Genomic DNA, 25,332 nt, shown 5'->3' on the forward strand with positions numbered 1-25,332 from the left:
GGTCGGGCGGGGGCGGGGGAAACGGGAGGCGCGGGCGCTGGGCTGGACGGGCCGGGGGTTGGACGGCCAGGGCTTGAGGGCCAGGGCTGGACGGCCTGGACTAGACGGCCTGGACTGGACAGCCCGGAGGCCAGACGGCCGGGACTAGACAGCCGAGACTGGACCGGCCGGAGGCCAGACGGCCCGGGCGGCGGACTTCCGTGGCCGGCGCGGGGCGGTGGACGCCGGCCGGAGGGGACTCGGCTCCTCGCGGCACGGCCCGCCGTCAGTGCCGACCTGTACGGGGCTGTTCCGCCGTGCCCGGCGCGTCACGCGGACCGCGCCACGTCCGGTGAGCGCACCGGCCACCGCGGCGCGTGGGCCCAGCGACACCGATGAGACGAACGTCGGCCGGGCCGGGCCACCACGCTCCCTGCCTGGCTCCGCCCCCGGGTTCCTGGAGGTGCCCCCGGCCATCGTTCGTGCGAAGGTGTTCTACGAACGCGGCCAGGTGTAACCGGCTTCCGCCCGGGTTACCCGACTCCGGCACGCCGATCAAGCGAGGGCGACCCTGCCCGCGCAGGGACGCCGGATGGGAACGCCATGACCAGCGGCTTCAATGGTGGTCCGGAAGACTACGACCCCTTCGGAGAATTCCTCGCCCGCTTCTTCGGCGGACCGCGCCCCGGCCCCCGGCAGATCGACATCGGCCGCCTGCTCAGCCAGCCGGCCCGCGAGCTGGTGCGGGGCGCCGCGCAGTACGCCGCCGAGCACGGCAGCCGCGACCTGGACACCCAGCACCTGTTGCGCGCCGCGCTGTCCGCCGAGCCGACCCGGAGTCTGCTCAGCCGGGCCGGCGCGGACCCCGACTCGCTGGCCACGGAGATCGACGAGCGGTCGGGCCCCGTCCAGCACCCGCCGGGCGAGGTCCCGCCGCCGACGTCGCTCTCCCTCACCCCGGCCGCCAAACGCGCCCTGCTGGACGCGCACGACCTGGCCCGGGCCCGCGGCACCGGCCACATCGGCCCGGAGCACGTGCTCAGCGCCCTCGCCGCGAACCCCGACTCCGCCGCCGGGCACATCCTCAACGCGGCCCGCTTCGCCCCCACCGGCGGATCGTCCGAGGCCCCGGACGGGCCCGATCCCCGGCCGCGCGTCGATCACCGGCCGCGCGTCGACGGCAGCGGTACCCCCACCCTCGACAAGTACGGCCGCGACCTCACCGATCTCGCCCGCCGGGGCCGTATCGACCCGGTGATCGGCCGGGACGAGGAGATCGAGCAGACCATCGAGGTGCTCTCCCGGCGCGGCAAGAACAACCCCGTGCTGATCGGCGACGCGGGCGTCGGCAAGACCGCGATCGTGGAGGGCCTGGCCCAGCGGATCGCCGACGGCGACGTGCCCGACATCCTCGGCGGCCGCCGGGTGGTCGCGCTGGACCTGACGGGTGTGGTCGCGGGCACCCGCTACCGGGGCGACTTCGAGGAGCGGCTCAACAACATCGTCGACGAGATCCGCTCCCACTCCGACCAGCTCATCGTCTTCATCGACGAGTTGCACACCGTCGTGGGCGCCGGAGGCGGCGGCGAGGGCGGTTCCATGGACGCCGGGAACATCCTCAAGCCGGCCCTCGCGCGCGGCGAGCTGCACATCGTGGGCGCGACCACGCTGGAGGAGTACCGCAGGATCGAGAAGGACGCGGCGCTCTCCCGCCGCTTCCAGCCGATCCTGGTCCCCGAGCCGACCGCCCCCGACGCGATCGAGATCCTGCGCGGCCTGCGCGACCGGTACGAGGCCCACCACCAGGTCCGCTACACCGACGAGGCCCTCGTCGCCGCCGTGGAGCTGTCGGACCGCTATCTGACCGACCGCCGCCTGCCGGACAAGGCGATCGACCTGATCGACCAGGCGGGCGCCCGGGTACGGCTGCGCGCGCGGACCAAGGGCACGGACGTACGCGCCATGGAGCGCGAGGTCGAGCAGCTGTACCGGGACAAGGACCAGGCGGTCGCCGACGAACAGTACGAGCAGGCGACCCAACTGCGCGACCGTATCGTCGAGTTGAAGGGGCGTATCGCGGACGCGGCCGGCAACGAGGCGGTCGACGAGGGGCTGGACCTGGAGGTCACCACCGAGGCCATCGCGGAGGTCGTGTCCCGGCAGACCGGCATCCCGGTGAGCAGCCTCACCGAGGAGGAGAAGGACCGGCTGCTCGGCCTGGAGGAGCACCTGCACGAGCGGGTCATCGGCCAGAACGAGGCGGTGCGCGTCGTCTCCGACGCGGTGCTGCGCTCCCGCGCCGGACTCGCCAGCCCCGACCGGCCGATCGGCAGCTTCCTCTTCCTCGGCCCGACCGGCGTCGGCAAGACCGAGCTGGCCCGGGCGCTCGCCGAGGCGCTGTTCGGCAGCGAGGAGCGCATGGTCCGGCTGGACATGAGCGAGTACCAGGAACGGCACACCGTCAGCCGGCTGATCGGCGCCCCGCCCGGCTATGTCGGCCACGAGGAGGCCGGTCAGCTCACCGAGGTGGTGCGCCGGCACCCGTACTCGCTGCTGCTGCTCGACGAGGTCGAGAAGGCGCACCCGGACGTCTTCAACATCCTGCTCCAGGTTCTGGACGACGGCCGGCTGACCGACTCCCAGGGCCGCACGGTGGACTTCACCAACACGGTCATCGTGATGACCAGCAACCTGGGCTCGGACGCGATCAGCCGGGGCGGTGCCGGGATCGGGTTCGGCTCGGGCGGCGAGGAGGCCGACGAGGAGGCGCGGCGCGAGCGGGTCCTGCGGCCGCTGCGCGAGCACTTCCGGCCCGAGTTCCTCAACCGCATCGACGAGGTGGTCGTGTTCCGCCAGCTGACCCCCGACCAGCTGCGGCAGATCACCAACCTGATGCTGGACAAGACCCGTCAGCTGCTCCAGGCCCAGGGCGTCTCGGTCGACTTCACCGGATCGGCCGTCGACTGGCTCTCCGAGCGCGGCTACCAGCGCGAGTACGGCGCCCGCCCGCTGCGCCGCACCATCCAGAAGGAAGTCGACAACCAGCTCTCCCGGCTGCTCCTGGACGGCCGGATCGGCGAGGGCGGCCGGGTGACGGTGGACGTGGAGGGCGGGCGGCTCGCCTTCCGTGCGGAAGAGCTGCCGCCCGCCCCCGAGTTGTGACCTGCCGGGCCGGTACTACGACGCCGGCCGCACCACCATCGCCGAGCCGCCGCCCCGCCGCACCGTCTCGGCGGCGGCCAGCCACTTGCCGTTCGGCAGCCGCTGTACGCCTGTCGCCGCGCCGATCTCCGGGTTGAGCCGGAAGCCGTGCCCGATGGTTTCCAGCTTGGTCCTCAACGGGCTGTTGTACAGGCCCGGTTCGAGTTCGGTGGTGGTCTGGTTGCGCTGGCTGGCGCGGGGTGCGGCGATGGCGTCGACCAGCGGCAGCCCCCGGTCGAGGAAGCCGGTCAGGGTCTGCAGCACGGTGGTGATGATGGTCGCGCCACCGGGTGAACCGAGCGCCACGACGGGCTTGTTGTGCTGGTCGAGGACGATCGTCGGCGACATCGACGAGCGCGGCCGCTTGCCCGGCCCCGGCAGGTTCGGGTCGTGGACGTCGGGGCTCGCCGGGGTGAAGGAGAAGTCCGTCAGCTCGTTGTTGAGGATGAACCCGCGCCCCGGGACGGTGATGCCGCTGCCGCCGGTCTGCTCGATGGTGAGCGTGTACGAGACGACGTTGCCCCACTTGTCGGCGACCGTGAGGTGGGTCGTGCTGTCGCCCTCGTAGGTGGTCGGGGCTGCCGTGCCGCTCGCGTCGCAGGCCGCGGGGTTGCGCGGGTCGCCCGGCGCGACGGGGCTGGTCAGCACCGCGTCGTCCTTGATCAGGCACTCCCGCGAGTCGGCGTACCGCTGCGACAGCAGCTCCTTCGTCGGTACGTCCTCGAAGGCCGGGTCGCCGACCCAGCGCCCGCGGTCGGCGAAGGCGATGCGGCTGGCCTCGATGTAGCGGTGCAGGTACTGGACCTCGCTCGCCTTGGACAGGTCCGTGTTCTCCAGGATGTTGAGCGCCTCGCCGACCGTCGTGCCGCCGGAGGAGGAGGGCGCCATGGAGTAGACGCCGAGACCGTCGTACGAGGTCCTCGTGGGCGCCTGGGACTTCACGCGGTAGGCGGCCAGGTCCTTGGCGGTCAGGTCGCCCGGGCGGGCCTTCCAGCCGGAACCGGGGTCGACGGGCGGGTGGTTGACCGTGTCGACGATGTCGTCGGCGAGGTCGCCGCGGTAGAGCGTGCCGACGCCGTTCCTCGCCAACTGCGCGTAGGTGCGGGCGAGGTCGGGGTTCTTGAAGGTGGAGCCGACGACCGGGAGCCGCCCGTTCGGGAGGAACAGCTTCGCGGTGTCCGGGAAGTAGCGGAACCGGGTCTCGTTCGCGGCGGTCTGGTCGCGGAAGGTGCCGTCGACGGTGAAGCCGTTGCGGGCGAGCCGCTCGGCGGGCTTCAGCAGGGTGCCGAGCCGCTTGCTCCCCCACTTGTCGAGCGCCTGCTGCCAGGTGGCGGGCGTGCCCGGGGTTCCGACGCTGAGGCCGCTGCTGACGGCCTCGGCGAAGGGGATCGCCGTGCCGTTCTCCACGAACAGGTCGGAGTCCGCGGACAGCGGCGCGGTCTCGCGGCCGTCGATGGTGCGCACCGTACGGGACTTGGCGTCGTAGTAGACGAAGTAGCCGCCTCCGCCGATGCCGGCCGAGTAGGGCTCGGTGACGCCGAGCGCGGCGGCCGTGGCGACGGCGGCGTCGACGGCGTTGCCGCCCTTGCGCAGGACCTCGATGCCGGCCGCGGAGGCGTCCGCGTCGACGCTGGACACCGCGCCGCCATAGCCGATGGCGACGGGAACCTTCTCGACGGCCGTGCTCTCGGCGGCGGGTGGCGCTGCGGCCCCCACCGACACCACGGCGACCGAGACCGCCAGGACCGACAGTTTCCGCGCGACAGGGCGACGCATCCGCACCTCCAGTCAGGGACCGTTCGCGCAGCCTATGCGATCGCCATGCCCCCGTCAGCCCGTCCGCGCCGGAGCGCTGCTCGAACACGGGTTTGTGTGGGCCCGCTAGCATGCGCGCCCATGAATGACGACGTGCGCAACATCGTGCTGGGCCTGGTCGCGGCAGGCATCAGTGCCGGACTGGGCTGGCTCGCCCGTACCTACCTGTGGCGGCGAAAGCTCCGTCGCAAGCAGGCCTTCTTCGGGCTGCCCGACAACGCCGAGTCCCTGCTGGTGGTCAACCGCGGCGCCGGCGGACCCGAGCTGACGGTGATGCGCTACGACGTGTTCGCACTCCTCGAACTGGCCGCCCTCATCAAGGACTGCAACGCGAACGCCCAGATCGTCCCGCACGACGCGGCACGCCAGGGCTTCGGCGAGCGCACCGAGTTCTGCGTCGGCGGTCCGGCGTCGAACCGCCGCATGGTGGCGCACCTGGCCTCCCTGCTGCCCGGGGTGCGGGTGAACGTCGACTCCGAACCCGGTCCGGACCGGGGCGCCTTGCAGGTCGGATCCGAGCGCTATCGGGTGGAGGGCGGCAAGGAGGAGTACGCGCTCCTCGCCCGGCTCACCGTCGACCAGAGCCACGGCACCCGGCCCGTGTTCCTCTTCTGCGGCCAGACCGCGATCACCAACCAGGCCGCCACCCGCTACCTCGCCCGCAACCAAGAGCGGCTGTCCCGCAAGCACGGCACCGGCTCCTTCGTCCTGCTGCTGAAGGTGGTCAACTCGCAGGCGTACGGCCCCGACGTGGTGGAGCTGGTCGCGGACGTCACCAGGGCGGCGCAGGCTCCCCTGCCGACACCTGCGGCGACTCCGCGCAATACACACCGGGCCTCCTGAGGTTCATCACATTCCAGTAATCGTTACCGCCACGTAACTTACCGACGGGTTACTTGCGGTAATGGGCCCCGGTTACCGTTCGGTCACTTTGCATTGACACGAGTGAGGAGTGACCCGTGGGAACCCAACGCAAGGCCCTGCGAACGACCGCCGTGGGCGCCGTCTCCGCGACACTGATCGCAGGAAGCACCCTCGGGCTCGCCCCCGCCGCACAGGCGGCCCCGAACAGTGTCCGTTTCGTCGACATCAGCGGCGAGGGCGGCACCGCCCTCAAGGCGAACGTCATCACGCCGGCCGGTGCCGACGGCAGCACCCGCTACCCGCTGCTCGTCCTGCCCACGAGCTGGGGCCTGCCCCAGGTCGAGTACTTCGCGCAGGCCCAGAAGCTCGCGAACTCCGGATATGTCGTGGTCAGTTACAACGTGCGGGGCTTCTGGCAGTCGGGCGGCGAGATAGAAGTGGCGGGCCCGCCAGACATAGCCGACGCGTCCAGGGTGATCGACTGGGCGCTCGCCAACACCCCGGCCGACGCGGGCCACATCGGCATGGCGGGCGTCTCGTACGGAGCCGGCATCAGCCTGCTCACCGCCGCGCACGACAAACGGGTCAAGGCCGTCGCCGCCCTCAGCGGCTGGGCCGACCTCATCGGCTCGATCTACTCCGGCCGCACCCAGCACGTCCAGGCCGCCGGACTGCTGGACGGCGCGAGCCTGGTCACCGGCCGCCAGAGCGCCGAAGTCCGGCAGATCTTCAACGACTTCTACGCCTCCAACCTGTCCAAGGAACAGGAAATGATCAATTGGGGGAAGAAACGTTCGGCCGCGACATACGTGGACCAACTGAACAAGAACGGCGCCGCGGTCATGATGGCCAACGCCTGGGGCGACACGATCTTCCCGCCCAACCAGTACGCGGACTTCTACGAGAAGCTGACCGGCCCCAAGCGGCTGGAGTTCCGCCCCGGCGACCACGCCACCGCCGAGCTCACCGGCCTGTTCGGCCTGCCCAACGACGTGTGGACGGACACCGCGCGCTGGTTCGACCACTATCTCAAGGGCGACGACAACGGCATCAACCGCGAGCTGCCCGTCCAGCTCAAGTCCCGTTCCACGGGCGGCTACGAGGGCTATCCGGACTGGAAGTCGGTCGGTGCGACCAACAGGAAGATCGCCCTCGGCGGCACGACGACCATCCGGACGAACGTCAACTCCGGTGCGGACGGCGGGGTCGTCTTCCTGTCCAGCATCCTCGACCAGGTGGCCCGAGTGCCCCCGATGGCCTCGATCCCGCTGATCCCCCGGCTCTGGGCGGGCGTGTGGCAGTCGGAGAAGTACGCCACGACCCAACGCGTACGCGGTACCGCGAAGTTGCACACGACCCTCACACCGACCAAGGAGAGCGGCACCCTCGTCGCCTACCTCTACGACGTGGGCCCGCTCGGCCTCGGCAAGCTGGTCAGCAACGCGCCGTACACCTTCCACGGGCGTACGCCCGGAAAGCCGTTCGCCGTCGACCTGGAGTTGTACTCCACGGCCTACGACGTCCCGGCAGGGCATCGACTCGCCCTGGTCGTCGACACGGTCGACCCGCTCTACATCGAGCACAACCCGTCCGGCGCACGGCTGACCTTCTCCTCACCGGCGAACGACCCGTCGTACGTGTCGATTCCACTGCGCGAGCAGTGATCTCCGGCCGGCGCCGGGCGGGTATGGCTCTATGACTGCTGCCCCCTGCTGCCCCTGGTCTAGGGGCCGTGGGGGGATCCCCACCCGGCAGCAGCGTCCCTGGTCGCGGCCGGGGCCACCTCCACGGCCTTGGGGACGGACGAATCATCGTAGTCGACGTCGGACTCGGCGAGGATTCCGGCGTGGAGAAACACCGTTCGGCTCGGCATGGGTCGTACTCCCGCTCAGTGATGGAGGATCTTCGAGAGGAAGTCCCGGGCGCGCTCGCTGCTGGGGTTGGTGAAGAACTCGTCGGGCCTGCGGTCCTCGACGATGCGGCCGTCGGCCATGAACACGACGCGGTTGGCGGCCGAGCGGGCGAATCCCATCTCATGGGTGACGACGATCATCGTCATGCCGTCGCGGGCGAGTTGACGCATGACCTCGAGGACCTCGTTGATCATCTCGGGGTCGAGGGCCGAGGTGGGCTCGTCGAACAGCATCGCCTTGGGTTCCATGGCGAGGGCCCGGGCGATGGCGACGCGCTGCTGCTGGCCGCCGGAGAGCTGCGCGGGGTACTTGTCCGCCTGGTCGGCCACACCGACGCGTTCGAGGAGTTCACGGGAGCGCCGGTCGGCGTCGTCCTTCTTGCGCCCGCGCACCTTGACCTGGCCCAGCGAGACGTTCTGAAGGACCGTCCGGTGGGCGAAGAGGTTGAAGGACTGGAAGACCATGCCCACTTCGGCGCGCAGCCGGGCGAGCGCCTTGCCCTCCGCGGGCAGTGGCTGTCCGTCGAGCAGGATCGTGCCGGACTGGACGGTCTCCAGCCGGTTGATGGCCCGGCACAGCGTCGACTTCCCCGACCCCGAGGGGCCGATGACCACGACCACCTCCCCTTTGCCGACGGTGAGATCGATGTCCTGTAGGACATGCAGGTCCCCGAAGTACTTGTTGACGTCACGCAGCTCGATCAGTGGATCGCCAGCCATGCCCAGCCCCAGTCACTCTCAGCTGTGTAGCGGTTTCCGCAAACTATCCGGGCAGCAGTGCACTTAATACGCGACACGCACTTTTCGGGCATAAGCCGTATTTACGCCGAACTTATGTCGAACTAGAGGCCAGGTCCTCACGCTTCCGCGACCTCCGCGTACAGCTGCGACAGCTCGGGCACCCCGCTCACCGCCCACTCCCGCCCGGACGTCACGACATCGAACTCACGGCCGGAGGCGAGCCGGACGACCGGCTGACCGTCCGGCCAGATCTCCCAGGCGGCCCCGGGCACGGTGCGCACGATGACGGTGCCGAGATACAGACCGGCGTCGTTGCCCAGCCACGGCAGAACCTCCTCGTCGTCCCGCCAACGCGGCAGCAACTGGTCAAGCGCCTCCAACGAGGCCGCGGTGTCGTCGAGTTGGACCCCTGCTCGGGACGCGTGGGAGCGCAGGAGTTCACACTCGGCGAGGAGTTCGGCGATGCCCTCGGGGTCCGGGGCCCCGCGCTTGTCGGATCGGTTGCCCAGAAAAGGGATCTTCATACGCCCAGCGTGTCATTCGTACTGCCGAACGCACCACAGGCGCGCGGGCCGCCGATTCCGGTCGAGTTCACGCCGAGTTCGGGCATGGCTCGTTGACGGGTCACGGGTGCCTCTCTAACTTCACGGTGCGTCTTGCGTCTCGTCGGAACGTCTCGTGTACGTCTCGCCTGTACGTCTCATCTGAAGTTGTCATGTGCAGTCATACGCAGCCCTGAGCGGTCGTGAACGGGAGGAGTCGGAGTTGCGCCGACGTGTGTGGAGTTCCGCGGTCGTCCTCGCTCTCTTCGCGGTCCTGGTGCCGGGTGTCTCCGCACAGGCCGCCCCGGAGCGCAGAGCCGGGCCGCTCCCGCTGGAACAGCTCTTCGACAACAGGGCCGTCAGCGACGACGCCCGGCCCGCCGAGGCGAACTTCGACGGGGCGGGCGCCTCCCTGTCGGCACAGGCCCTCTCGGCCGCCGGCTGGACACCCGGCCGCGCGCTGACCGTGCAGGGAGCGCGGCTGACCTGGCCGAAGCGGCGACCTGGCCAGCCGGACAACGTGCTGGCCGCCGGACAGGACGTACGGGTGCGCGGGCGGGGTGACGCTCTCGCCTTCCTCGTGGCGGGCACGGGCGGCGCGGGCGCCGGCGGCACCGGGACCGTCACGTACACCGACGGCCGCCGCACCTCCTACCGCCTGACCACCCCCGACTGGCGCACCGGCCCCCTCGCCACCAAGGCGGTGGCCCTGGCCCGCATCAACACGCCCGGCGGTCAACTCGCCGAGCGTCCGCGGCTGTACGTCATGACGGTGCCGGTCCTGGTGGGACGCGAGGTCGCCTCCGTACGGCTGCCGCGGGCCGCCGGGCTGCATGTGTTCGCGCTGGCGGTACGGGCCCCGGCCACGGGCTGGACGGGGAGCTGGGCGACGGCGACGGGTGGGTATCCGACCGTGGGGCCGTGGACCGACCGGACGTTGCGGCTGGTCGTGCACACTTCGGCCGGCGGCCCGCGGGTGCGGCTACGGTTCGACAACACCTTCGCCGCGGCGCCGGTACGGATCGGGAGCGCCACGGTGGCGGTGCAGGCGACGGGCGCGGCGGCGCGGGCGACGCCGGTCGCGGTGTCCTTCCGGGGTGCGGCGGGCGTCGAGATCCCGGCGGGAGCGCAGGCGTACAGCGACCCGCTCGGCTTCGCCGTACCCGCCGACACCAACCTGCTGGTCAGCTTCCATCTGCCGGGCACGGTGCCGGCCGCGCCCGTGCACCGGCTCGCGCAGCAGCGGTCGTACGTGAGCGGGCCCGGCGACCACACGGCGGACGGCTCGGCGGCGGAGTACCCCACGGTCCTGACCAGCTGGCCGCTGCTGACCGGTGTCGACGTGAGGGGTGGGCCGGGGTCGGTGGTGCTCCTCGGCGACTCGATCACCGACGGCGACAAGTCCACGATGGACGCCAACCGGCGGTGGCCCAATGTGCTGGCCACCCGGCTGCTGAAGCAGAGTGTGGTCCCGCGCTACGGGGTGCTCAACCAGGGGATCTCGGGAAACCGTGTGGTCTTGGACCGCTATCCCGGTGACGGCGTCTCCACGGACACGGCTGGGGTGAGCGCCCTGTACCGGTTCGACCGGGATGTTCTGGCCCAGACGTCGGCGCGTACGGCGGTCGTGTTCGAGGGCATCAACGATCTGCGGTGGGACACGACCGCCGAGCAGGTGATCGCCGGGCTGCGTGAGATCGCGGACCGGGGGCACGCGCGGGGGCTGCGGATGCTGGCGGCGACGATCCTGCCGTGCGAGGGCGAGGTGCGGTGCACCGCGTGGGCCGACGCGGAGCGCTCCGAGGTCAACGCGTGGATCCGGGCTTCAGGGGTGTTCGACGGCGTGCTCGACTTCGACGCGGTGGTACGGGACCCCGCGCGGCCCTCTCGCATGCTGCCCGCGTACGACAGTGGGGACCATCTGCATCCCGGCGACGCGGGGCTCGCTGCGCTGGCTGAGGCGGTGGACCTGAGGTTGCTGGTGCCGTGAGTTTGCCGGCGTTGAGGTGGACAGCGTCTAGACGTCCAGGTCCACGACCACCGGTGCGTGGTCCGACGCGCCCTTGCCCTTGCGCTCCTCGCGGTCCACGTAGGAGTCGGTGACCGCCTTGGCGAACGGCTCGTTGCCGTACACCAGGTCGATGCGCATGCCGCGGTTCTTGGGGAAGCAGAGCTGGCGGTAGTCCCAGTACGTGTACGGGTGGTCGTACTTGAGGGGGCGCGGGACCACGTCGGAGAGGCCGGACTCACGCAGGGAGGCGAGGGCGGCGCGCTCGGCGGGGGTGACGTGGGTGAGGCCCTCGAAGGCGGCCACGTCGTGGACGTCGTCGTCCGTCGGCGCCACGTTGTAGTCACCCATCACCGCGAACGGGCGGCTGCCGCCCGCGTCGCCGGCGACGGCCGCCTTGAGGGCCTCGAACCACTGGAGCTTGTAGGCGTAGTGGGGGTGGTCCACCTCACGGCCGTTCGGCACGTACACCGACCAGACGCGGACCGGGCCGCAGGTCGCGGAGATGGCGCGGGGCTCCTCTGAGCCGTCGTAGCCGGGGTCGCCGGGGAGGCCCTTGACGACGTCCTTGAGGCCGACGCGGGAGAGCACCGCCACGCCGTTCCACCGGCCGGTGGCGTTCACCGCCGCCTCGTAGCCGAGGTCGCGCAGCGGGTCGAACGGGAACTGGTCCTCGGCGACCTTGGCCTCCTGGAGGCACAGCACGTCGGTGCCGCTGCTCTCCAGCCAGGCCAGGAGCCTCGGCAGGCGGGCGGTGATCGAGTTCACGTTCCAGGTCGCGATGCGCATGCCTGACAACCTACCGGGCGGGACTGACAACCCGGCCCCGCCCGGGGTGGGACCGCTCACACCTGCGCCGAGGCCCCCGGCGTCAGGCGCAGGTGCTCCGAGCCGCCCAGGCCGCCGATCTGGCGGTCGTAGATCGGGCGGGCCAGGTCGGTGAGCAGGGCGTCGTGGATGTCGTAGGCACGCTGGGGCTTGACCTCGCGGACGTAGTCGATGACCTCGGAGATCTTGTTCCAGGGCGCCATGACGGGGAGCATCAGCGTCTCGACCGGCTGGTCGGGCACGGTGAGGGCGTCGCCGGGGTGGAAGACGCGGCCGCCGTCGATGAGGTAGCCGACGTTGGTGATGCGCGGGATGTCGGGGTGGATCACGGCGTGCAGTTCGCCGTGGACCTGGACGTCGAAGCCGGCCGCGATGAAGGTGTCGCCGTGGCCGACGGTGTGGACGCGGCCCGGGAAGGCCGCGGAGATCTGCTCCGCCACGGACCTCAGCGTCCAGATCTCGGCGGCGGGATTGGCCTCCATGGCCGTCCGCAGGTGCGCCTCGTCGAAGTGGTCGGGGTGCTCGTGCGTGACGAGGATCGCATCCGCGCCGGCCGCGGCGTCCTCCTCGCTGAATCCTCCGGGGTCGAGGACGAGCGTGCGCCCTTCCTTCTGGAGGCGGACGCAGGCATGCGACTTCTTCGTGAGCTTCATGGCACCATCCTGCCCCCGGGGCCCGCTCGCGCTCGCCCTCGCGGTGGTCACTCGGTGGGCGTGGTCACTCCGTGGGAGTGGTCTCCTCCCTGATGACCTGCTGGGCGACCTTGAACGCGCTGTTCGCCGCCGCTACACCGCAGTAGACGGCCGCCTGGAGCAGCACTTCCTTGATCTCGTCCGGGGTGAGGCCGTTACGCAGGGCGGCGCGGGTGTGGAAGGCGAGTTCGTCCATGTGGCCGCCCGCGACCAGGGTGGCGAGGGTGACACAGCTGCGGGACCGCCGGTCGAGGCCGGGTCTGTTCCAGATCTCACCCCAGGCGTAGCGGGTGATGAACTCCTGGAAGTCGCCGGAGAACTCGTCCGCCTGTGCCAGCGCCCGGTCGACGTGCGCGTCACCGAGCACCTCGCGACGGACCTTGAGCCCGGCGTCGTACGGGTCCGGCCGTCCCGTCGCCGGCGGCTGTACGACCGCGGGGGCGATCTCGGCGATCGGCGCGGGCTGCAAAGGCGCGGCGGCCAGGACCGGCTTGGCGGGGGCGGCGACGATGGCCATCTGGCCGGTGGAGGAGTCGTAGGCGGGCTGCCAGGCGGTGGTGAAGTGCCGGACCAGCAGGTCGGTGACGGCGGCGGGCTGCTCGACCGGGACGAGGTGGGAGGCACCGGGCACCACGGCGAGGCGGGCGTCCGGTATTCCGGCGACGAGGGTGCGGGCCTCCGCGGGGCCGGTGACCTGGTCGTCCGAGCCCACGAGGACGAGCGTGGGCACCGTGACACCGCCCAGCTGGGGCCGCACGTCGAAAGAGGCGAGCGCCTCGCAGGACGCGATGTAGCAGCCCGGGTCGGTGGTGCGCACCATCTGCACGGCCCACTCGGTGATGGCGGGCTGGGCGGCGGCGAAGCCGGTGGTGAACCAGCGGTCCGGCGAGGTGCGGGCGATGGGGTCGAGGCCGTTCGTGCGTACGATCACGCCCCGCTGCCGGAACTCGTCGGCCGTGCCGAAGCGGGGCGAGGCGGCGATCAACGCGAGCGAGGCGATCCGCTCCGGGTGGCGCAGGGCGAGTTCGATACCGAGGGCGCCGCCGAGCGCACAGCCCGCGTAGCCGAAGCGCTGGACGCCCAGGCTGTCGAGGGTGGCCAGCAGCCGTTCGGCGAGCTCGGCGACGGAGCCCGCGGGGTACGCGGGCGCGCCGCCGTGCCCCGGCAGGTCGAACCGGAAGACGCGCCACTGCTGGGTCAGCTCGGGTACCTGCCGGTCCCACATGTGCCACGTCGTACCGAGCGAGGGGCCGAGGATCAGCACGGGGGCGTCATCCGGGCCGTCGAAGCGGTACTGGAGGGCAGGGGTCTTCGTCTCACTCACCGCTCCACGCTAACCGCCCTTCGCGCACGCCGGACCCCTGGGCCCCAGGTCCTCACACCTGGCTCCCTCACATCAGCCGGTAACCCTCACACCGCCTTCACGGGATGGCGGTCCGGCTCGCGGTCCGGCTCAACCTCGGACGGTGACCCCGAACCGGGTGCGCAGCCGCCACATCTCCCACGCCGAGACCGCGGTCACCGACAGCGGTCCGCCCAGCAGTGAGCAGAACTGCGCCACCGGCGGGCCCTGCGGCATGCCCTCGCTGATCAGATTGAAGATCGCGAGCACCCAGACCAGTACGCCGGTGACGATCGGCGGCAGCATCGGGTGGACGTGGGCGGTGTTGAAGGCGCTGCGGGCGGAGTACAGCGACGCCAGGAACAGGAAGGGCAGGCCCCAGAAGATGGCGGCCAAAGTGACCAACGCGACCGGCAGCACCACCCAACGATTCTGGCTCTCCATGACCCCGCTGGCGCCCACGGCGTAGATGATCGCGGCGATGACGACGAGTGCCAGCAGATACCAGCCGACCGCCTTGAGCGGGGCGTGCAGGCGCGACCGCAGCTGTGGCCGCAGGTGCGGGGGCGCGTAGTAGATGAACCCGAGGATGACCAACGGACCGGTGCAGATCAGCAGGAACGGCGTGACGATCGCGTTGGCGAAGCCCGTCTCCGCCGCGCTGTTCCAGCGGTCCTTCTCCACGCCGTAGACGAGGATCAGCGCGATGGTGGCCAGCGCGCCGAGCACCGTGCGGACCACCTGGACGCGGTCGACGGTGCGGTCCAGGATCCGGTCGCCGCTCTGGTGCACGAAGAGTCTGGTGGCGACGCGATGTGCGGAGCGGATGATGGCGACGGCCCAGTAGAAGGGCGAGACGTACCAGAGGCAGCCGCTGCGGCGCTGGGTGCGGGCCGGGGCCGCGGGCGGCGGGCCGTAGGGGTACGGATGCGGGTGCGGATAGGGGTTCTGGTTCGGGTACGGGTGCGGTGCGGGCGGACCGTATGGGTTGCCGCCGCCGGTGGGACCGTATGGATCATTCGGCCCGTTGGGGCCGTTGGGCGTCGGTCCGTAGGGGGCGCCCCAGCCCTGGCCGCCCGGTCCGTTGCCGCCGGGTTGCCCCGTGCCGGGTCCAGGACCCCATCCCCCCGTTGCCATGGCCTCTCCCACCGTTCGTTTCTGGCCAACTGCTGTGTCGCGTGGCGACTTCGCGGAAGTGTAGTTGCTCCAGTACCGGCACGAGCGGTCACCGTGAGGGTCCGCCGGGGCAGTTGAGCGGCCTGGCGCCGGGTCAGCCTTCCTCCGAGGCGCCGAGGCCGGTGAGCGCACCGACCGGGTCGAGGTCGGGGGTGCCGCGGGGCCACCAGTCGTCGCGGCCGGGTTCCGATTCGTACGGGTACCAGAGACCGTCGCGGCCGAGGCGGAGTTGGACATGGGCGCGGGGATGGGTGAGCCGGTTGCGCCAGGGGCGGAAGGCTGGAAGGTCGGCGGCGAGGAGGAGCGGGCGGGCCCGGTCGAAGCGGCCGGCCGGCGGATCCCAGGGTTCTTCGAGGACGGCGAGCCCTTCGAGACCACCCTGGCGCCAGGCGGCGACCGCGCGGGCCAGCTCGGCCGGGGTGCGGTCGGCGGCGGAGGACAGGGAGGAGTACAGGGCTCGGGTACCGGCGGTGAGGCCGGAACCGGGGAGGGCGGCGGCGAGCCGGACCGCGTCCTGCCACAGGGTCAGTTCGGCCACCGGGTCACGGCCGGCGCTGAGCAGGGCGTGCGCGCGGGCGGCCGCGTCGGTCGCCAGTTGGTCCAGCGCGAAGGGGTCCGGGCCGCCCGGGGCCGCCGGATAGGCGGGCGGCTGCTCGGGGTGCGGGGGCACGGGCAACGGGGCGGGGAGGGCGGGCAGTCGGCGTCCTGGCGCCAGGGCCTCGCTCGCCCGTACGCCCGCCAGGGGCGCCGGTCCCTGTTCCTGCGCGGCGCGGGCCGCGCGTGCGGCGTTGCGGCGGGACAGCGCGTCGAGCAGCCCGCGTTCGCCGCGGCCGCGCAGCAGGAGCAGGACGAAGGGGTCGGCGTCCAGCAGACGTGCCGTCTGGTAGCAGAGGGCGGCGGCGTGCTTGCAGGGGTGGCCGCGGTCGGGGCAGCTGCACAGGGGATCGAGGTCGCCGGGGCCGGGCAGCAAAGGCACCCCGCACTCGGCGAGGGCCTGAGGCATCTCCTTGTCCAGCAGCGCCGCGATGTGGCCCGGCCGCTCGGCCACGGCGTCCAGGAACCGGGCCCAGTCGGCGTCGTCCAGCGTCCGCAGCCGCACCTGCACACGGTACGGCCGCGGGCGGCTCCCCCGCACATACGCCAGCACGAGCCCCGGCGTCACGGTGATGGCGTCGACGTGCCCCTCCTGCGCGTAACCGCGCCCGCGGCCGAGTCGCCCGGCATCGAGTGCGCCCTCCTCCAGGGCCGCCACCCAGGCGTTGCCCCACCAGGTCTCGGCGAAGCGGGTGTCGTCCGACGGGCGGGACGCGAAGGCGGGGAAAGTACGCCGGAGTTCACCGTCCCGGCCCGGGGCGGCCATGGAGCGGGGGACCTGCGGTGCCGCGGGAGTGGCGGGGCCGGGCGGGGTGGGGGTCGCGGAGCGCGCCGGGGGTGCCGCGGGATCGGAGGGCGGGGCGGGCGTGGGGGACTCGGGGCGCTCGGGGGCCGCGGCGGAGGAAGCGTTGCCGGAGGCGGCCGCCGGGGCGGGGCTCGTGGGCAGGTTCCGTTGTGATGCGGCAGCCTGGTCGGATACGGCCGGGTCGGCGTCGTCGGGCGAGTCCGAGGACGGCATCTGGAAGGCACCGGCGAGCAGGGCCTGTAGGTCACGAGTTCGCGGGCTCTCGGAACCGCCGACCCCGGAACCGGTCCGCGCCGGTCGCCGCGACCGCCGTGCGGCCTCGGCTCCCAGGTCGGCTTCATCCGCCCGGGCCGCCCGCCGCCGCTCCCCCAGGGCGGCGCGCAGCGCTTCACGGGCGACATCGGCGGGACGCGCCGCGGGTCGGCCAGATCGGGAGTCGGGCGTCTCCGGGGCGGATCCGACCTCCGCTGCTGGGCGGTCCGCGCGCTCGCCGGGGGTGGGAGACGGTGCCGCCGGGCGCTCCTCACTTCGGTCACCGGCCGACTCGTGCTGGTTGTCGACAGGGTCGACAGGGGAGTCCGAGGCGTCCCGGCCTTCGGCGGAGGAGTCCGACCCATCCTGACCGGCAGTAGCGAGGTCCGGGGTGGAAGCACCGGCCGACGCAGCCCGGTCCCGGGCAGAGTCGCCGTCGGCCAACTCCCGGCCCCCGCCGGAGGGATCGGCCGACACGCGCCCTGCCGCTGCGGGACCCGGCGCCGGCACGGCCCGCTCGCCGTCAGAAGCGCCCGAGGCGTCCGCCGACGCCCGCCGCGCCCCGGGAGAAGAACCCGCAGGGGCCGCCCTCTCCTCCTCGGCAGCACCATGCGACGCCCCCGGCAGCGATGCACCCGAAGCGGCGTCGGGCGACGCGGCCCCCCTCGCCTCGCCCTCGGAGCTCTCTCCCCCGCCCCGCCTCGCGGCGATCGCGCGCCGCAGCGCGGCACGGGCCGCGTCACCCGGCCGGGCACCGGGGCAGGCGTGCGCGTCCGCCGCCGACTCCTCGCCGGCAGACGTCCCGTGTGCCGCATCTCGCCCCGGGGGCGTCGCGGACGCCGAGCCCTGCTCCGCGGGCCCCGGAGTCACCGAGCCGCGATCCGCCGACCTCCCCGAGGCCGAGCCACGCCCCGCGTTCCCGCCCGGCACGGAGCCCTGTCCCACGTCCCGCCCCGGTGTTCCCTCCCGCCGTTCCCGCGCGGCACGCAGCGCCCGGCGAGCCGCGTCGGCGGGCCTAGGCTCCGGCTCCCCCTGCCCACTTGGCCCGGACCGCTCAATCGACCCGATGTGCTCACTCGGCTCGCCCTCCGTGCTCTGCGCCTCCCGCCCGCCCGACTCGACTCCCCCGCTCAACTCCCCCCGACGACTCACCTCATCCACTCCAGGAGCGCCATCCGTCCCCGACTCATCGGCGCCCCTCTCCCCCTCCTCCCTACTCACGGCGCTCCCCCACTCCGCCGCCCCCGTCATGGCTCCCCCCGCAGCGACACGAGGTCGGAGAGCTCGCGGTTCGTCAGTTCTGTGAGGGCCGATTCGCCGGAGCCGAGGATCGCGTCGGCCAGGGCGCGCTTGGACTCCAGCATCTCCGCGATACGGTCCTCGACCGTGCCTTCGGTGATGAGGCGGTGGACCTGGACGGGCTGGGTCTGGCCGATGCGGTAGGCGCGGTCGGTGGCCTGTTCCTCGACGGCCGGGTTCCACCAGCGGTCGAAGTGGACGACATGGCCCGCGCGGGTCAGGTTCAGGCCGGTGCCCGCCGCCTTCAGGGAGAGGACGAGGACCGGGGTCGCGCCGCTCTGGAAACGGTCCACCATGCGTTCGCGCTCCGGGACCGGTGTGCCGCCGTGGAGCAGGTCCACCGGGACGGCCCGCTGCGCGAGATGGGAGGTGATCAGGCGAGCCATCCCCACGTACTGCGTGAAGACCAGCGCCGAGCCGTCCTCGGCCAGCAGGGTGTCCAGCAGTTCGTCCAGCAGCGTCAACTTGCCGGAGCGGGCGGACAGTCGCTCGCCCGCCGCCGTCCCGTCCTCCTTCAGGTAGAGCGCCGGGTGGTCGCAGATCTGCTTCAGGGACGTCAGGAGCTTCAGTACCAGGCCCCTGCGCGCCATGCCCTGCGCCGTCTCGATGGCGTACAGCGACTCGCGCACCACGGCCTCGTAGAGCGCGGCCTGTTCGCGGGAGAGCGGGACGGGGTGGTCCGTCTCCGTCTTGGGCGGCAGTTCCGGGACGATGCCGGGGTCGGACTTCTTGCGGCGCAGGAGGAAGGGGCGGACCAGGCGGGCCAGCCGGTCGACGGCCTCCTCGTCCTCGCCGTTCTCCACCGCGCGCGCGTGCCGGGCGCGGAAGGACTTGAGGGGGCCGAGCAGCCCCGGTGTCGTCCAGTCGAGCAGGGCCCAGAGTTCGGAGAGGTTGTTCTCGACCGGTGTGCCGGTGAGCGCCACGCGCGCGGGTGTCGGGATCGTGCGCAGGGCCTTCGCCGTCGCCGAGTACGGGTTCTTGACGTGCTGTGCCTCGTCGGCGACGACCATGCCCCAGGTGTGCTGGGCCAGCGTCGGTGCCGTCGACCGCATCGTGCCGTAGGTCGTGAGGACGAAGCCGCCGTCCACGTCCTCCAGGGTGCGGTCCGGGCCGTGGAAGCGGCGGACGGGGACACCGGGCGCGAAACGGGTGATCTCCCGCTGCCAGTTGCCCAGCAGGGACGCCGGGCAGACCACCAGGGTCGGGGCCGTCCTGGCGCGCTTCAGATGCAGGGCGATGAGCGTGATCGTCTTGCCGAGGCCCATGTCGTCGGCCAGGCAGCCGCCGAGGCCGAGGGATGTCATGAGGTCCAGCCAGGCCAGGCCCCGGAGTTGGTAGTCCCGCAAGGTCGCCCGCAGTCCCGGTGGGGGGTCGGCCGGGCGTACCCCCGCCGTGAGGCGGTCCCGCAGGTCGGCCAGGGCACCGACCGGTACCGCCTCGACCGTCTCGCCGTCGACCTCCGCGCTGCCGGTGAGGGCGACGGACAGGGCGTCGACCGGGTCGAGCAGGCCCAGTTCGCGCTTGCGGGCCTTGCGGACGAGGGCCGGGTCCACCAGCACCCAGCGGTCCCGGAGCCGGACGACCGGGCGGTGCGCTTCGGCGAGCGCGTCCATCTCGCCCTCGGTGAGCGGGTCGCCGCCGATCGCCAACTGCCAGCGGAACTGGAGCAGTTCCTCACCCTCGAAGAAGCCGGTGCCGTCGGTCGCCGAGCCCGGCGCGGGCCGTACGACGGCGGCCGCGCTCAGGTCCTGCGCCAGGTCCCGGGGCCAGTGCACCGCCACTCCGGCGGCCGCGAGCCGGGTGGCCGCCACGCCCAGCAGGTCGCCCAGCTCCTCGTCGGACAGGGCCAGTACGTCGGGCACGTCCTGCTCGGACAGCCGGTCGAGCGGACCCCACACCCGGGCCGCGCGCCGCACCGCCAGCGCCGCGTCCACCCGCGCGCGTGGCCCGAAGGCGGCGTCCGCCCCGCCCGACCACAGGGTCGCCGCGTCGGCCACCAGGGTGGGGTCGGCGAGGCTGTGCACCTGGACGATCGCCGCGCCCGCGCCGCGTGCGCCGACAGCGTCGTCGTCGAAGAGGTCGTGGGCCGCCAGGTCGAGGCGGAGCGAGATCCGTACGCCCGCGTCCATGCCGGCGGCGACCTCGGCCGCCCAGTCGTGGGCGTCGGGCAGGCGCTGGGCCTCGCGCGCGGCGAAGGGCTTCCCCGAGGCGTACGGCGCGGCGGGGGTGCGGGGCAGGGTGTCGGCGACCGCGTCCAGGAAGGACCGCATCAGCGCCTCGGGCTCGGGCAGTCGCAGCGGGCCGGGGCCGGGCAGGGGGACCGCGTGGCCTTCGTGGGGCAGGGCGGCGGCGATTCCGCGCAGGTGGGCGATGTCGTCCGGGTCGAGCGGGCCGGCCCGCCAGGCGTCGTGGCCTGCCGGTGTCAGGCCGGGCAGCAGCCGACCGCGCGCCGTGAGCCGCAGCGCGTGCAGTGCGGCCGCGCCCCAGCAGGCGGTGGCCGGGTGGGCGGACGGGTCCCGGCGGGCCCGCACGAGCAGCGGCAGCGCCTCGCCGAGTGCCAACGACAGCGCGGGGGTGGTCCGGCGGCGGACTCCGGCTCCATGGCGTCGTACGACGGTGAGCTCGGTGTCCTCGGCGGGCAGCGGGCCGCCCTCCGGGTCCCAGAAGGCCATCCGCCCCTCGCGCGGGAGGGAGGCGGGCAGGTAGACGGCCGCCAGGCGTGCCGTGGGCAAGGCCGTGAGGTGACGTCGGTCGTCTGCGGTGCCGTCATGACCGCTCGCGCCCACGCGGCGGAGCCGCGTGTCGTGGCCGCCCGCGTCACTTCGGGGCGCTTCCGCCTTGTCGCCCATACGTCCTGTCACCTCCCGTCCCTGAGTCGGATCAACCGTCTTCGACTCTACGGGCGGGGTCTGACAATCGGTCCCCGCGACCGCCGCGGGCCGGAGATCTCACGGGGTGGTCAAGGGACCGTGCGCGAGACGACGTACACGAACGGATTGGCCGGGTCGGACATGTTTATGACGACGTCCTGCGTGGGCTCCGGGTTCTTCTGCTTGTGGACGAAGCCGTACCACGGCCCGGGGCCGGTGAAGTCCCAGCCGGTGATCTTCTGGTCGCGGGCGCTGATGGTGATGGCGTCACGCTTCAGCTCGTCCCTGCTGACTCCCATGGTCTGGAAGAACCAGTCCAGGCTCGCGTCGGCTGTCTGGAACTGGACGTAGAGACGGCTGGTCTTCCAGTTGTTCGTCTCGTAGTACGCGACCTTGTACGACGGATCCGGGACGGGGATCTGGTAGAGGCGCCGCTGCACCCTCGACGGCCAGCCCTCGGTGAGGCCGGTCGCGGAGTACTTCTCCTCCTTGTCCTTGCCGCTGTCGCGGCTCTGGTTGGCGGAGATCACCAGATAGCCGGCGGGGACGCCGATGAGCAGCACGATGATGAGCAGGGTGAGGGCCCTGCGGCGGATCATGTGGCGACGGTCCTCGGCCGGCTGCTGCGGCTCGTCCGGGGAGTCGGCCTGGCGGGGTACGGACACGGTCACGCCGACCCCTGCGACGACGAGCGGCGGGCCTCGGCGAACCGCGCGTAGCGCTCGTACCGCTCCACCCGGCGCCGGTTGGCGCGCCGGAAGCGGCGGGCGACCAGGCGGGCCAGGTCCGCGGCGCCGACCATGCCGGCCTCGGGGCCGAGCTGGGCGCGGGTGATGCGGGCCTCGGGGCGGTAGCCGCGGCCGGTGAGGTGGCGCTTGAAGGCGTCCCGCGCGGGGCCGATCAGCAGGTCGTCGGCGGCCGACACGCCGCCGCCGATCACGAAGCAGGACGGGTCCAGGGCGGCCGCGAGGTTGGCGATGCCGACGCCGAGCCACTGGCCGATGTCCTGGAGCAGCTCGATGCACATCGCGTCGCCGTCGCGGGCCAGCTCGGTGATCATCGGGCCGGTGATGTCGCCGATGTTGCCCTTGACGTGCTCGATGATCCCGTACGCGACCGGCGAGTCCGCGGCGGCCAGCTCGCGTGCCTCCCTGACCAGCGCGTTGCCGGAGCTGTACTGCTCCCAGCAGCCGCGGTTGCCGCACGGGCAGCGGTGGCCGCCGGGCACGACCTGCATATGGCCGAACTCACCGGCGACGCCGTACTTGCCGCGCTTGACCTGCCCGTCCTCCAGGATCGCGCCGCCGATGCCGGTGCCCAGCGTGATCATGACGAGGTGGTCCTCGCCGCGGCCGGCGCCGAAGCGCCACTCGGCCCAGGCGGCGGAGTTGGCGTCGTTGTCGACCAGGACGGGCACGGCGAGACGGCCCGCGAGGCGGTCTCTGAGGGGCTCGTTGCGCCAGGACAGGTGGGGCGCGAACAGGACGCGGTTGCGGTCGGCGTCGACCCAGCCGGCCGCGCCGATGCCGACGGCGTGCACGTCGTGCCGGTCGGACAGGTCCAGGACCAGCTCGACGATCGTGTCCTCGACGACCTTCGGGCTCTTGGACTTGTCCGGGGTCTCCGTGCGGAGCCTCTCCAGGATGTTGCCGTCGGCGTCTACGACGCCCGCCATCACCTTCGTGCCGCCGATGTCGATCCCGACGGTCGGCACCCGGGGTGCGGTCAGGTGAGAGCGGCGCTCCCGGGGGCCCACGGTGCGGAGCACGGGGGCTCGCCGGGAGCCGATGGGGGCGGTGAAGTCGCGGTAGGTGCTCATCAGGCCCGATTCTGCCGCACGCTCACGCGGGGTGCCGAACGGGGCGGCCGAGGAGGGCGCGGGGCACCGCCAATTGTCCGGACATTGCGACCAGCGGCGCGTCCGGCCCTCCCCCGCTCAGGTCCGTGCGACAGCGCCGCTCACGGCCGTACGAGCAGCTGGAACTCGAAGGAGTACCGGCTCGGACGGTAGGTGTGGGTGCCGTACTCGACCGCTCGGCCCGTGTCGTCGAAGGTGACGCGCTGCATGGTGAGCAGGGGGGCGCCCTCCTCCTCGGCGAGCCGCTCCGCCTCGGCGGCGGTGGCGCCGCGCGCGCCGATGGTCTGCCGGGCGCTGTGCAGGGTGATCCCGGCGGCCCGCATCAGCCGGTAGAGCCCGGTGGCCTCCAGCTGCGCGGTGTTCAGGTCGATCAGCGCGGGCGGCAGGAAGTTGCACAGGTACGCCATCGGCTCACCGTGCGCGAGACGCAGCCGCTCGACGCGGTGTACGTCGCTGTCCTCGGCCACCCCGAGCGCGGCCGCGACCTCGGCGGACGCCGGGACGACGGTGTTGACGATCACCTTGGTCGCCGGGCGCTGGCCGGCCGACTCCAGGTCGTCGTAGAGGCTGCTCAGCTCCAGCGGGCGCTTGACCTGGCTGTGCACGACCTGCGTCCCGACGCCCCGGCGGCGCACCAGCAGGCCCTTGTCGACGAGCGACTGGATGGCCTGGCGGACGGTCGGCCGGGACAGGCCGAGGCGCGCGGCGAGTTCGATCTCGTTGCCCAGCAGGCTGCCGGGGGTGAGCGCTCCGTGCTCGATCGCGGCCTCGAGCTGCTGGGACAGCTGGAAGTACAAAGGCACCGGACTGCTCCGGTCCACACTGAGCTCGAGTTCCACGGTCGGGTCCACTTCTGGTTTCGGCACGGGCCGAGCGTAGCTCTACGCGTTGTTGACGGGAAGTCGTGTAGTTCGATTGTCCGGACATTTGCATTGACAGGGTACGCACTGAACCCGCACTTTGTTTCCATGCGCATCGGGGTCATCGGTACGGGTCGCATCGGCACGATTCACGCCAACACGCTCAGCCGGCACCGCGACGTCGGGTCGCTGATCCTGACGGACGCGGACGTCGCGCGGGCCCAGGAGCTGGCGCACCGGCTGGGGGAGACAGCCGCGCCGGGGGTGGACGAGATCTTCCGGTGGGGCGTGGACGCGGTGGTGATCACGACGGCTACGTCGGCCCACGCCGAACTGATCGGTCGGGCAGCACGGTCGGGGCTTCCGGTCTTCTGCGAGAAGCCCATCGCACTCGATCTGCCGGGCACGCTGCACGCGATCGGGGAGGTGGAGACGGCCGGGACGATTCTCCAGATGGGCTTCCAGCGCCGGTTCGACGCCGGGTACGTGGGCGCGCGCGACGCGGTGCGGTCCGGACGACTTGGGCGCCTGCACACCGTGCGGGCGCTGACCAGCGACCAGTCGCCCCCGTCGGCCGCGTGGCTGCCGCTGTCCGGTGGGCTGTACCGGGACACGCTGATCCACGACTTCGACGTGCTGCGCTGGGTGACCGGGCGCGAGATCGTCGACGTGTACGCGGCCGGGTCGGACGCCGGGCCGGCGATGTTCCGTGAGGCGGGCGACGTCGACACGGCGGCGGCGGTGCTCACGCTGGACGACGGCACGCTCGCCACGGCCACGGCGACGCGGCTGAACGGCGCCGGGTACGACGTACGCATGGAGCTGGCCGGGGAGTCGGACCAGATCGTGGTCGGTCTGGACGACCGGACGCCGATCGCGTCCACCGAGCCGACCGGGCCGCCCGCGGCGGACAAGCCGTGGTCCGGGTTCCTGGAGCGGTTCGGGCCGGCGTACGAGGCGGAGCTGAACGCGTTCGTGGAGGTGGTGCGCGGGGAGCGGGCCAATCCCTGCGACGGGCGGGAGGCCTTGCAGGCGCTGCGGGTCGCGGAGGCGTGCGAGCGGTCGCGGCGGGAGCGAAGACCGGTCGCGCTCGCGGAGATCCCCGGCGGGTTTCCCACCGCGGCGCTGTGAGAACCGCGGTGCCCGGCCGGACTCGGTGGCCACCCCGCTACCAGCGCACCGGCAGGCTCCGCACGCCGCGCATCAGCGGGCCCGGCAGCCACGCCCCCGGCACGCCGTCCAGGGCCAGGCCCGGGGCGCGCTCCAGCAGGGAACGTACCGCCGTGCGGGCCTCCAGGCGGGCCAGGGGTGCGCCCAGGCAGTAGTGGATGCCGTGGCCGAAGGCGAGATGGCCGCGGGCGTCGCGACGGATGTCGAAGCGGTCCGGGGCGGGGAAGCGGGCCCCGTCCCGGTCGGCGGCGGTGAGGCCGACCATCACCGCCTCGCCCTGGGCGATCGGCACCCCGGCGATCTCCAGGGGCTCGGCGGCGAACCGGAACGTCGCGTTCTCCACCGGGCCCTCGTAGCGCAGCGTCTCCTCGATCGCGTCGTCGACGAGGGCCTGTCTGACAATTCCCGTCGTCCGCCCGGAGGGCGGGCCCCGCGGCGCATGGTGCGTGCGATCGCAAGGCGCCGGAGCGCCCTCGTGGCGGAGCCACGTGGGCGGTTCGGCAACGCGGCGAGCGTGCGTGCCA

General features: G+C 72.4%; 18 protein-coding genes. 5 read left to right on the forward strand and 13 right to left on the reverse strand.

Going from position 1 to position 25,332, the window contains the following annotated elements; genetic code table 11:
* Positions 1-582 precede the first annotated feature (582 nt).
* Entirely contained in the window at positions 583-3,141 is a 2,559-nt protein-coding gene (locus ACFU95_RS08385) for an ATP-dependent Clp protease ATP-binding subunit (RefSeq protein ID WP_383823564.1), read from the forward strand.
* 15 nt (positions 3,142-3,156) lie between these two features.
* On the opposite strand, the gene ggt is transcribed toward ACFU95_RS08385, so the two are convergent.
* A complete protein-coding gene (gene ggt, locus ACFU95_RS08390; RefSeq protein ID WP_383823567.1) occupies positions 3,157-4,956 on the reverse strand; it encodes a gamma-glutamyltransferase in 1,800 nt (599 codons plus the stop codon).
* Positions 4,957-5,076: 120 nt separating this feature from the next.
* Here ggt and ACFU95_RS08395 point away from each other — a divergent pair, with 120 nt between their 5' ends.
* Complete coding sequence (locus ACFU95_RS08395; protein ID WP_383823570.1) at positions 5,077-5,838, forward strand: hypothetical protein; 762 nt, start codon at positions 5,077-5,079, stop codon at positions 5,836-5,838.
* Positions 5,839-5,954: 116 nt separating this feature from the next.
* Positions 5,955-7,523 (forward strand): CocE/NonD family hydrolase, encoded by a 1,569-nt coding sequence (locus ACFU95_RS08400; protein WP_383823573.1) that lies wholly within the window; start codon positions 5,955-5,957, stop codon positions 7,521-7,523.
* A gap of 224 nt (positions 7,524-7,747) precedes the next feature.
* Here ACFU95_RS08400 and ACFU95_RS08405 read toward each other — a convergent pair whose 3' ends face one another.
* Positions 7,748-8,491 (reverse strand): amino acid ABC transporter ATP-binding protein, encoded by a 744-nt coding sequence (locus ACFU95_RS08405; RefSeq protein WP_383823576.1) that lies wholly within the window; start codon positions 8,489-8,491, stop codon positions 7,748-7,750.
* Positions 8,492-8,628: 137 nt separating this feature from the next.
* Complete coding sequence (locus ACFU95_RS08410; protein WP_383823579.1) at positions 8,629-9,036, reverse strand: DUF6278 family protein; 408 nt, start codon at positions 9,034-9,036, stop codon at positions 8,629-8,631.
* Between the two features lie 241 nt (positions 9,037-9,277).
* Here ACFU95_RS08410 and ACFU95_RS08415 point away from each other — a divergent pair, with 241 nt between their 5' ends.
* Entirely contained in the window at positions 9,278-11,044 is a 1,767-nt protein-coding gene (locus tag ACFU95_RS08415; RefSeq protein WP_383823581.1) for an SGNH/GDSL hydrolase family protein, read from the forward strand.
* 27 nt (positions 11,045-11,071) lie between these two features.
* On the opposite strand, the gene ACFU95_RS08420 is transcribed toward ACFU95_RS08415, so the two are convergent.
* The 9 genes from ACFU95_RS08420 to ACFU95_RS08460 form a co-directional block, all read right to left on the reverse strand.
* Positions 11,072-11,851: an exodeoxyribonuclease III gene (locus ACFU95_RS08420; RefSeq protein ID WP_383823584.1), complete on the reverse strand. Its 780-nt coding sequence runs from the start codon at positions 11,849-11,851 to the stop codon at positions 11,072-11,074.
* Between the two features lie 56 nt (positions 11,852-11,907).
* A complete protein-coding gene (locus tag ACFU95_RS08425) occupies positions 11,908-12,543 on the reverse strand; it encodes an MBL fold metallo-hydrolase (RefSeq protein WP_383823586.1) in 636 nt (211 codons plus the stop codon).
* Positions 12,544-12,607: 64 nt separating this feature from the next.
* A complete protein-coding gene (gene pcaC, locus ACFU95_RS08430; RefSeq protein WP_383823589.1) occupies positions 12,608-13,906 on the reverse strand; it encodes a 4-carboxymuconolactone decarboxylase in 1,299 nt (432 codons plus the stop codon).
* Between the two features lie 129 nt (positions 13,907-14,035).
* Positions 14,036-15,061: a hypothetical protein gene (locus tag ACFU95_RS08435; protein WP_383823592.1), complete on the reverse strand. Its 1,026-nt coding sequence runs from the start codon at positions 15,059-15,061 to the stop codon at positions 14,036-14,038.
* Between the two features lie 133 nt (positions 15,062-15,194).
* Positions 15,195-17,228, reverse strand: coding sequence for an SWIM zinc finger family protein (locus ACFU95_RS08440; protein ID WP_383823595.1), 2,034 nt, complete (start codon positions 17,226-17,228; stop codon positions 15,195-15,197).
* A gap of 770 nt (positions 17,229-17,998) precedes the next feature.
* A complete protein-coding gene (locus ACFU95_RS08445; RefSeq protein ID WP_383823668.1) occupies positions 17,999-20,899 on the reverse strand; it encodes an SNF2-related protein in 2,901 nt (966 codons plus the stop codon).
* 110 nt (positions 20,900-21,009) lie between these two features.
* A complete protein-coding gene (locus ACFU95_RS08450; RefSeq protein WP_383823598.1) occupies positions 21,010-21,591 on the reverse strand; it encodes a sugar kinase in 582 nt (193 codons plus the stop codon).
* Positions 21,588-22,739, reverse strand: coding sequence for an ROK family glucokinase (locus ACFU95_RS08455; protein WP_053201638.1), 1,152 nt, complete (start codon positions 22,737-22,739; stop codon positions 21,588-21,590). Before ACFU95_RS08455 ends, ACFU95_RS08450 begins: the two co-directional genes overlap by 4 nt.
* A gap of 140 nt (positions 22,740-22,879) precedes the next feature.
* A complete protein-coding gene (locus tag ACFU95_RS08460; RefSeq protein WP_383823671.1) occupies positions 22,880-23,617 on the reverse strand; it encodes a GntR family transcriptional regulator in 738 nt (245 codons plus the stop codon).
* Positions 23,618-23,746: 129 nt separating this feature from the next.
* Here ACFU95_RS08460 and ACFU95_RS08465 point away from each other — a divergent pair, with 129 nt between their 5' ends.
* The gene (locus ACFU95_RS08465; RefSeq protein WP_383823601.1) at positions 23,747-24,769 is read left to right on the forward strand and encodes a Gfo/Idh/MocA family oxidoreductase; all 1,023 of its coding nucleotides are present in this window, start codon (positions 23,747-23,749) and stop codon (positions 24,767-24,769) included.
* 37 nt (positions 24,770-24,806) lie between these two features.
* Here the strand turns inward: ACFU95_RS08465 and ACFU95_RS08470 are convergent.
* Positions 24,807-25,332 (reverse strand): cytochrome P450 (locus ACFU95_RS08470; RefSeq protein ID WP_383823604.1); only part of this gene is annotated, 526 nt, incomplete at its 5' end.

The organism is Streptomyces sp. NPDC057623 (assembly GCF_042800355.1).
Lineage (GTDB): Bacteria > Actinomycetota > Actinomycetes > Streptomycetales > Streptomycetaceae > Streptomyces.

What these genes read in the sequence shown, in the direction of transcription:
- ACFU95_RS08465 (WP_383823601.1), top strand. Translation starts at nt 23,747, where the DNA reads ATGCGCATCGGGGTCATCGGTACGGGTCGCATCGGCACGATTCACGCC.
- ACFU95_RS08405 (WP_383823576.1), bottom strand. Translation starts at nt 8,491, where the DNA reads ATGGCTGGCGATCCACTGATCGAGCTGCGTGACGTCAACAAGTACTTC.
- ACFU95_RS08385 (WP_383823564.1), top strand. Translation starts at nt 583, where the DNA reads ATGACCAGCGGCTTCAATGGTGGTCCGGAAGACTACGACCCCTTCGGA.
- ACFU95_RS08395 (WP_383823570.1), top strand. Translation starts at nt 5,077, where the DNA reads ATGAATGACGACGTGCGCAACATCGTGCTGGGCCTGGTCGCGGCAGGC.
- ACFU95_RS08425 (WP_383823586.1), bottom strand. Translation starts at nt 12,543, where the DNA reads ATGAAGCTCACGAAGAAGTCGCATGCCTGCGTCCGCCTCCAGAAGGAA.
- ACFU95_RS08455 (WP_053201638.1), bottom strand. Translation starts at nt 22,739, where the DNA reads ATGAGCACCTACCGCGACTTCACCGCCCCCATCGGCTCCCGGCGAGCC.
- ACFU95_RS08435 (WP_383823592.1), bottom strand. Translation starts at nt 15,061, where the DNA reads ATGGCAACGGGGGGATGGGGTCCTGGACCCGGCACGGGGCAACCCGGC.
- ACFU95_RS08445 (WP_383823668.1), bottom strand. Translation starts at nt 20,899, where the DNA reads ATGGGCGACAAGGCGGAAGCGCCCCGAAGTGACGCGGGCGGCCACGAC.
- ACFU95_RS08410 (WP_383823579.1), bottom strand. Translation starts at nt 9,036, where the DNA reads ATGAAGATCCCTTTTCTGGGCAACCGATCCGACAAGCGCGGGGCCCCG.
- ggt (WP_383823567.1), bottom strand. Translation starts at nt 4,956, where the DNA reads ATGCGTCGCCCTGTCGCGCGGAAACTGTCGGTCCTGGCGGTCTCGGTC.
- ACFU95_RS08420 (WP_383823584.1), bottom strand. Translation starts at nt 11,851, where the DNA reads ATGCGCATCGCGACCTGGAACGTGAACTCGATCACCGCCCGCCTGCCG.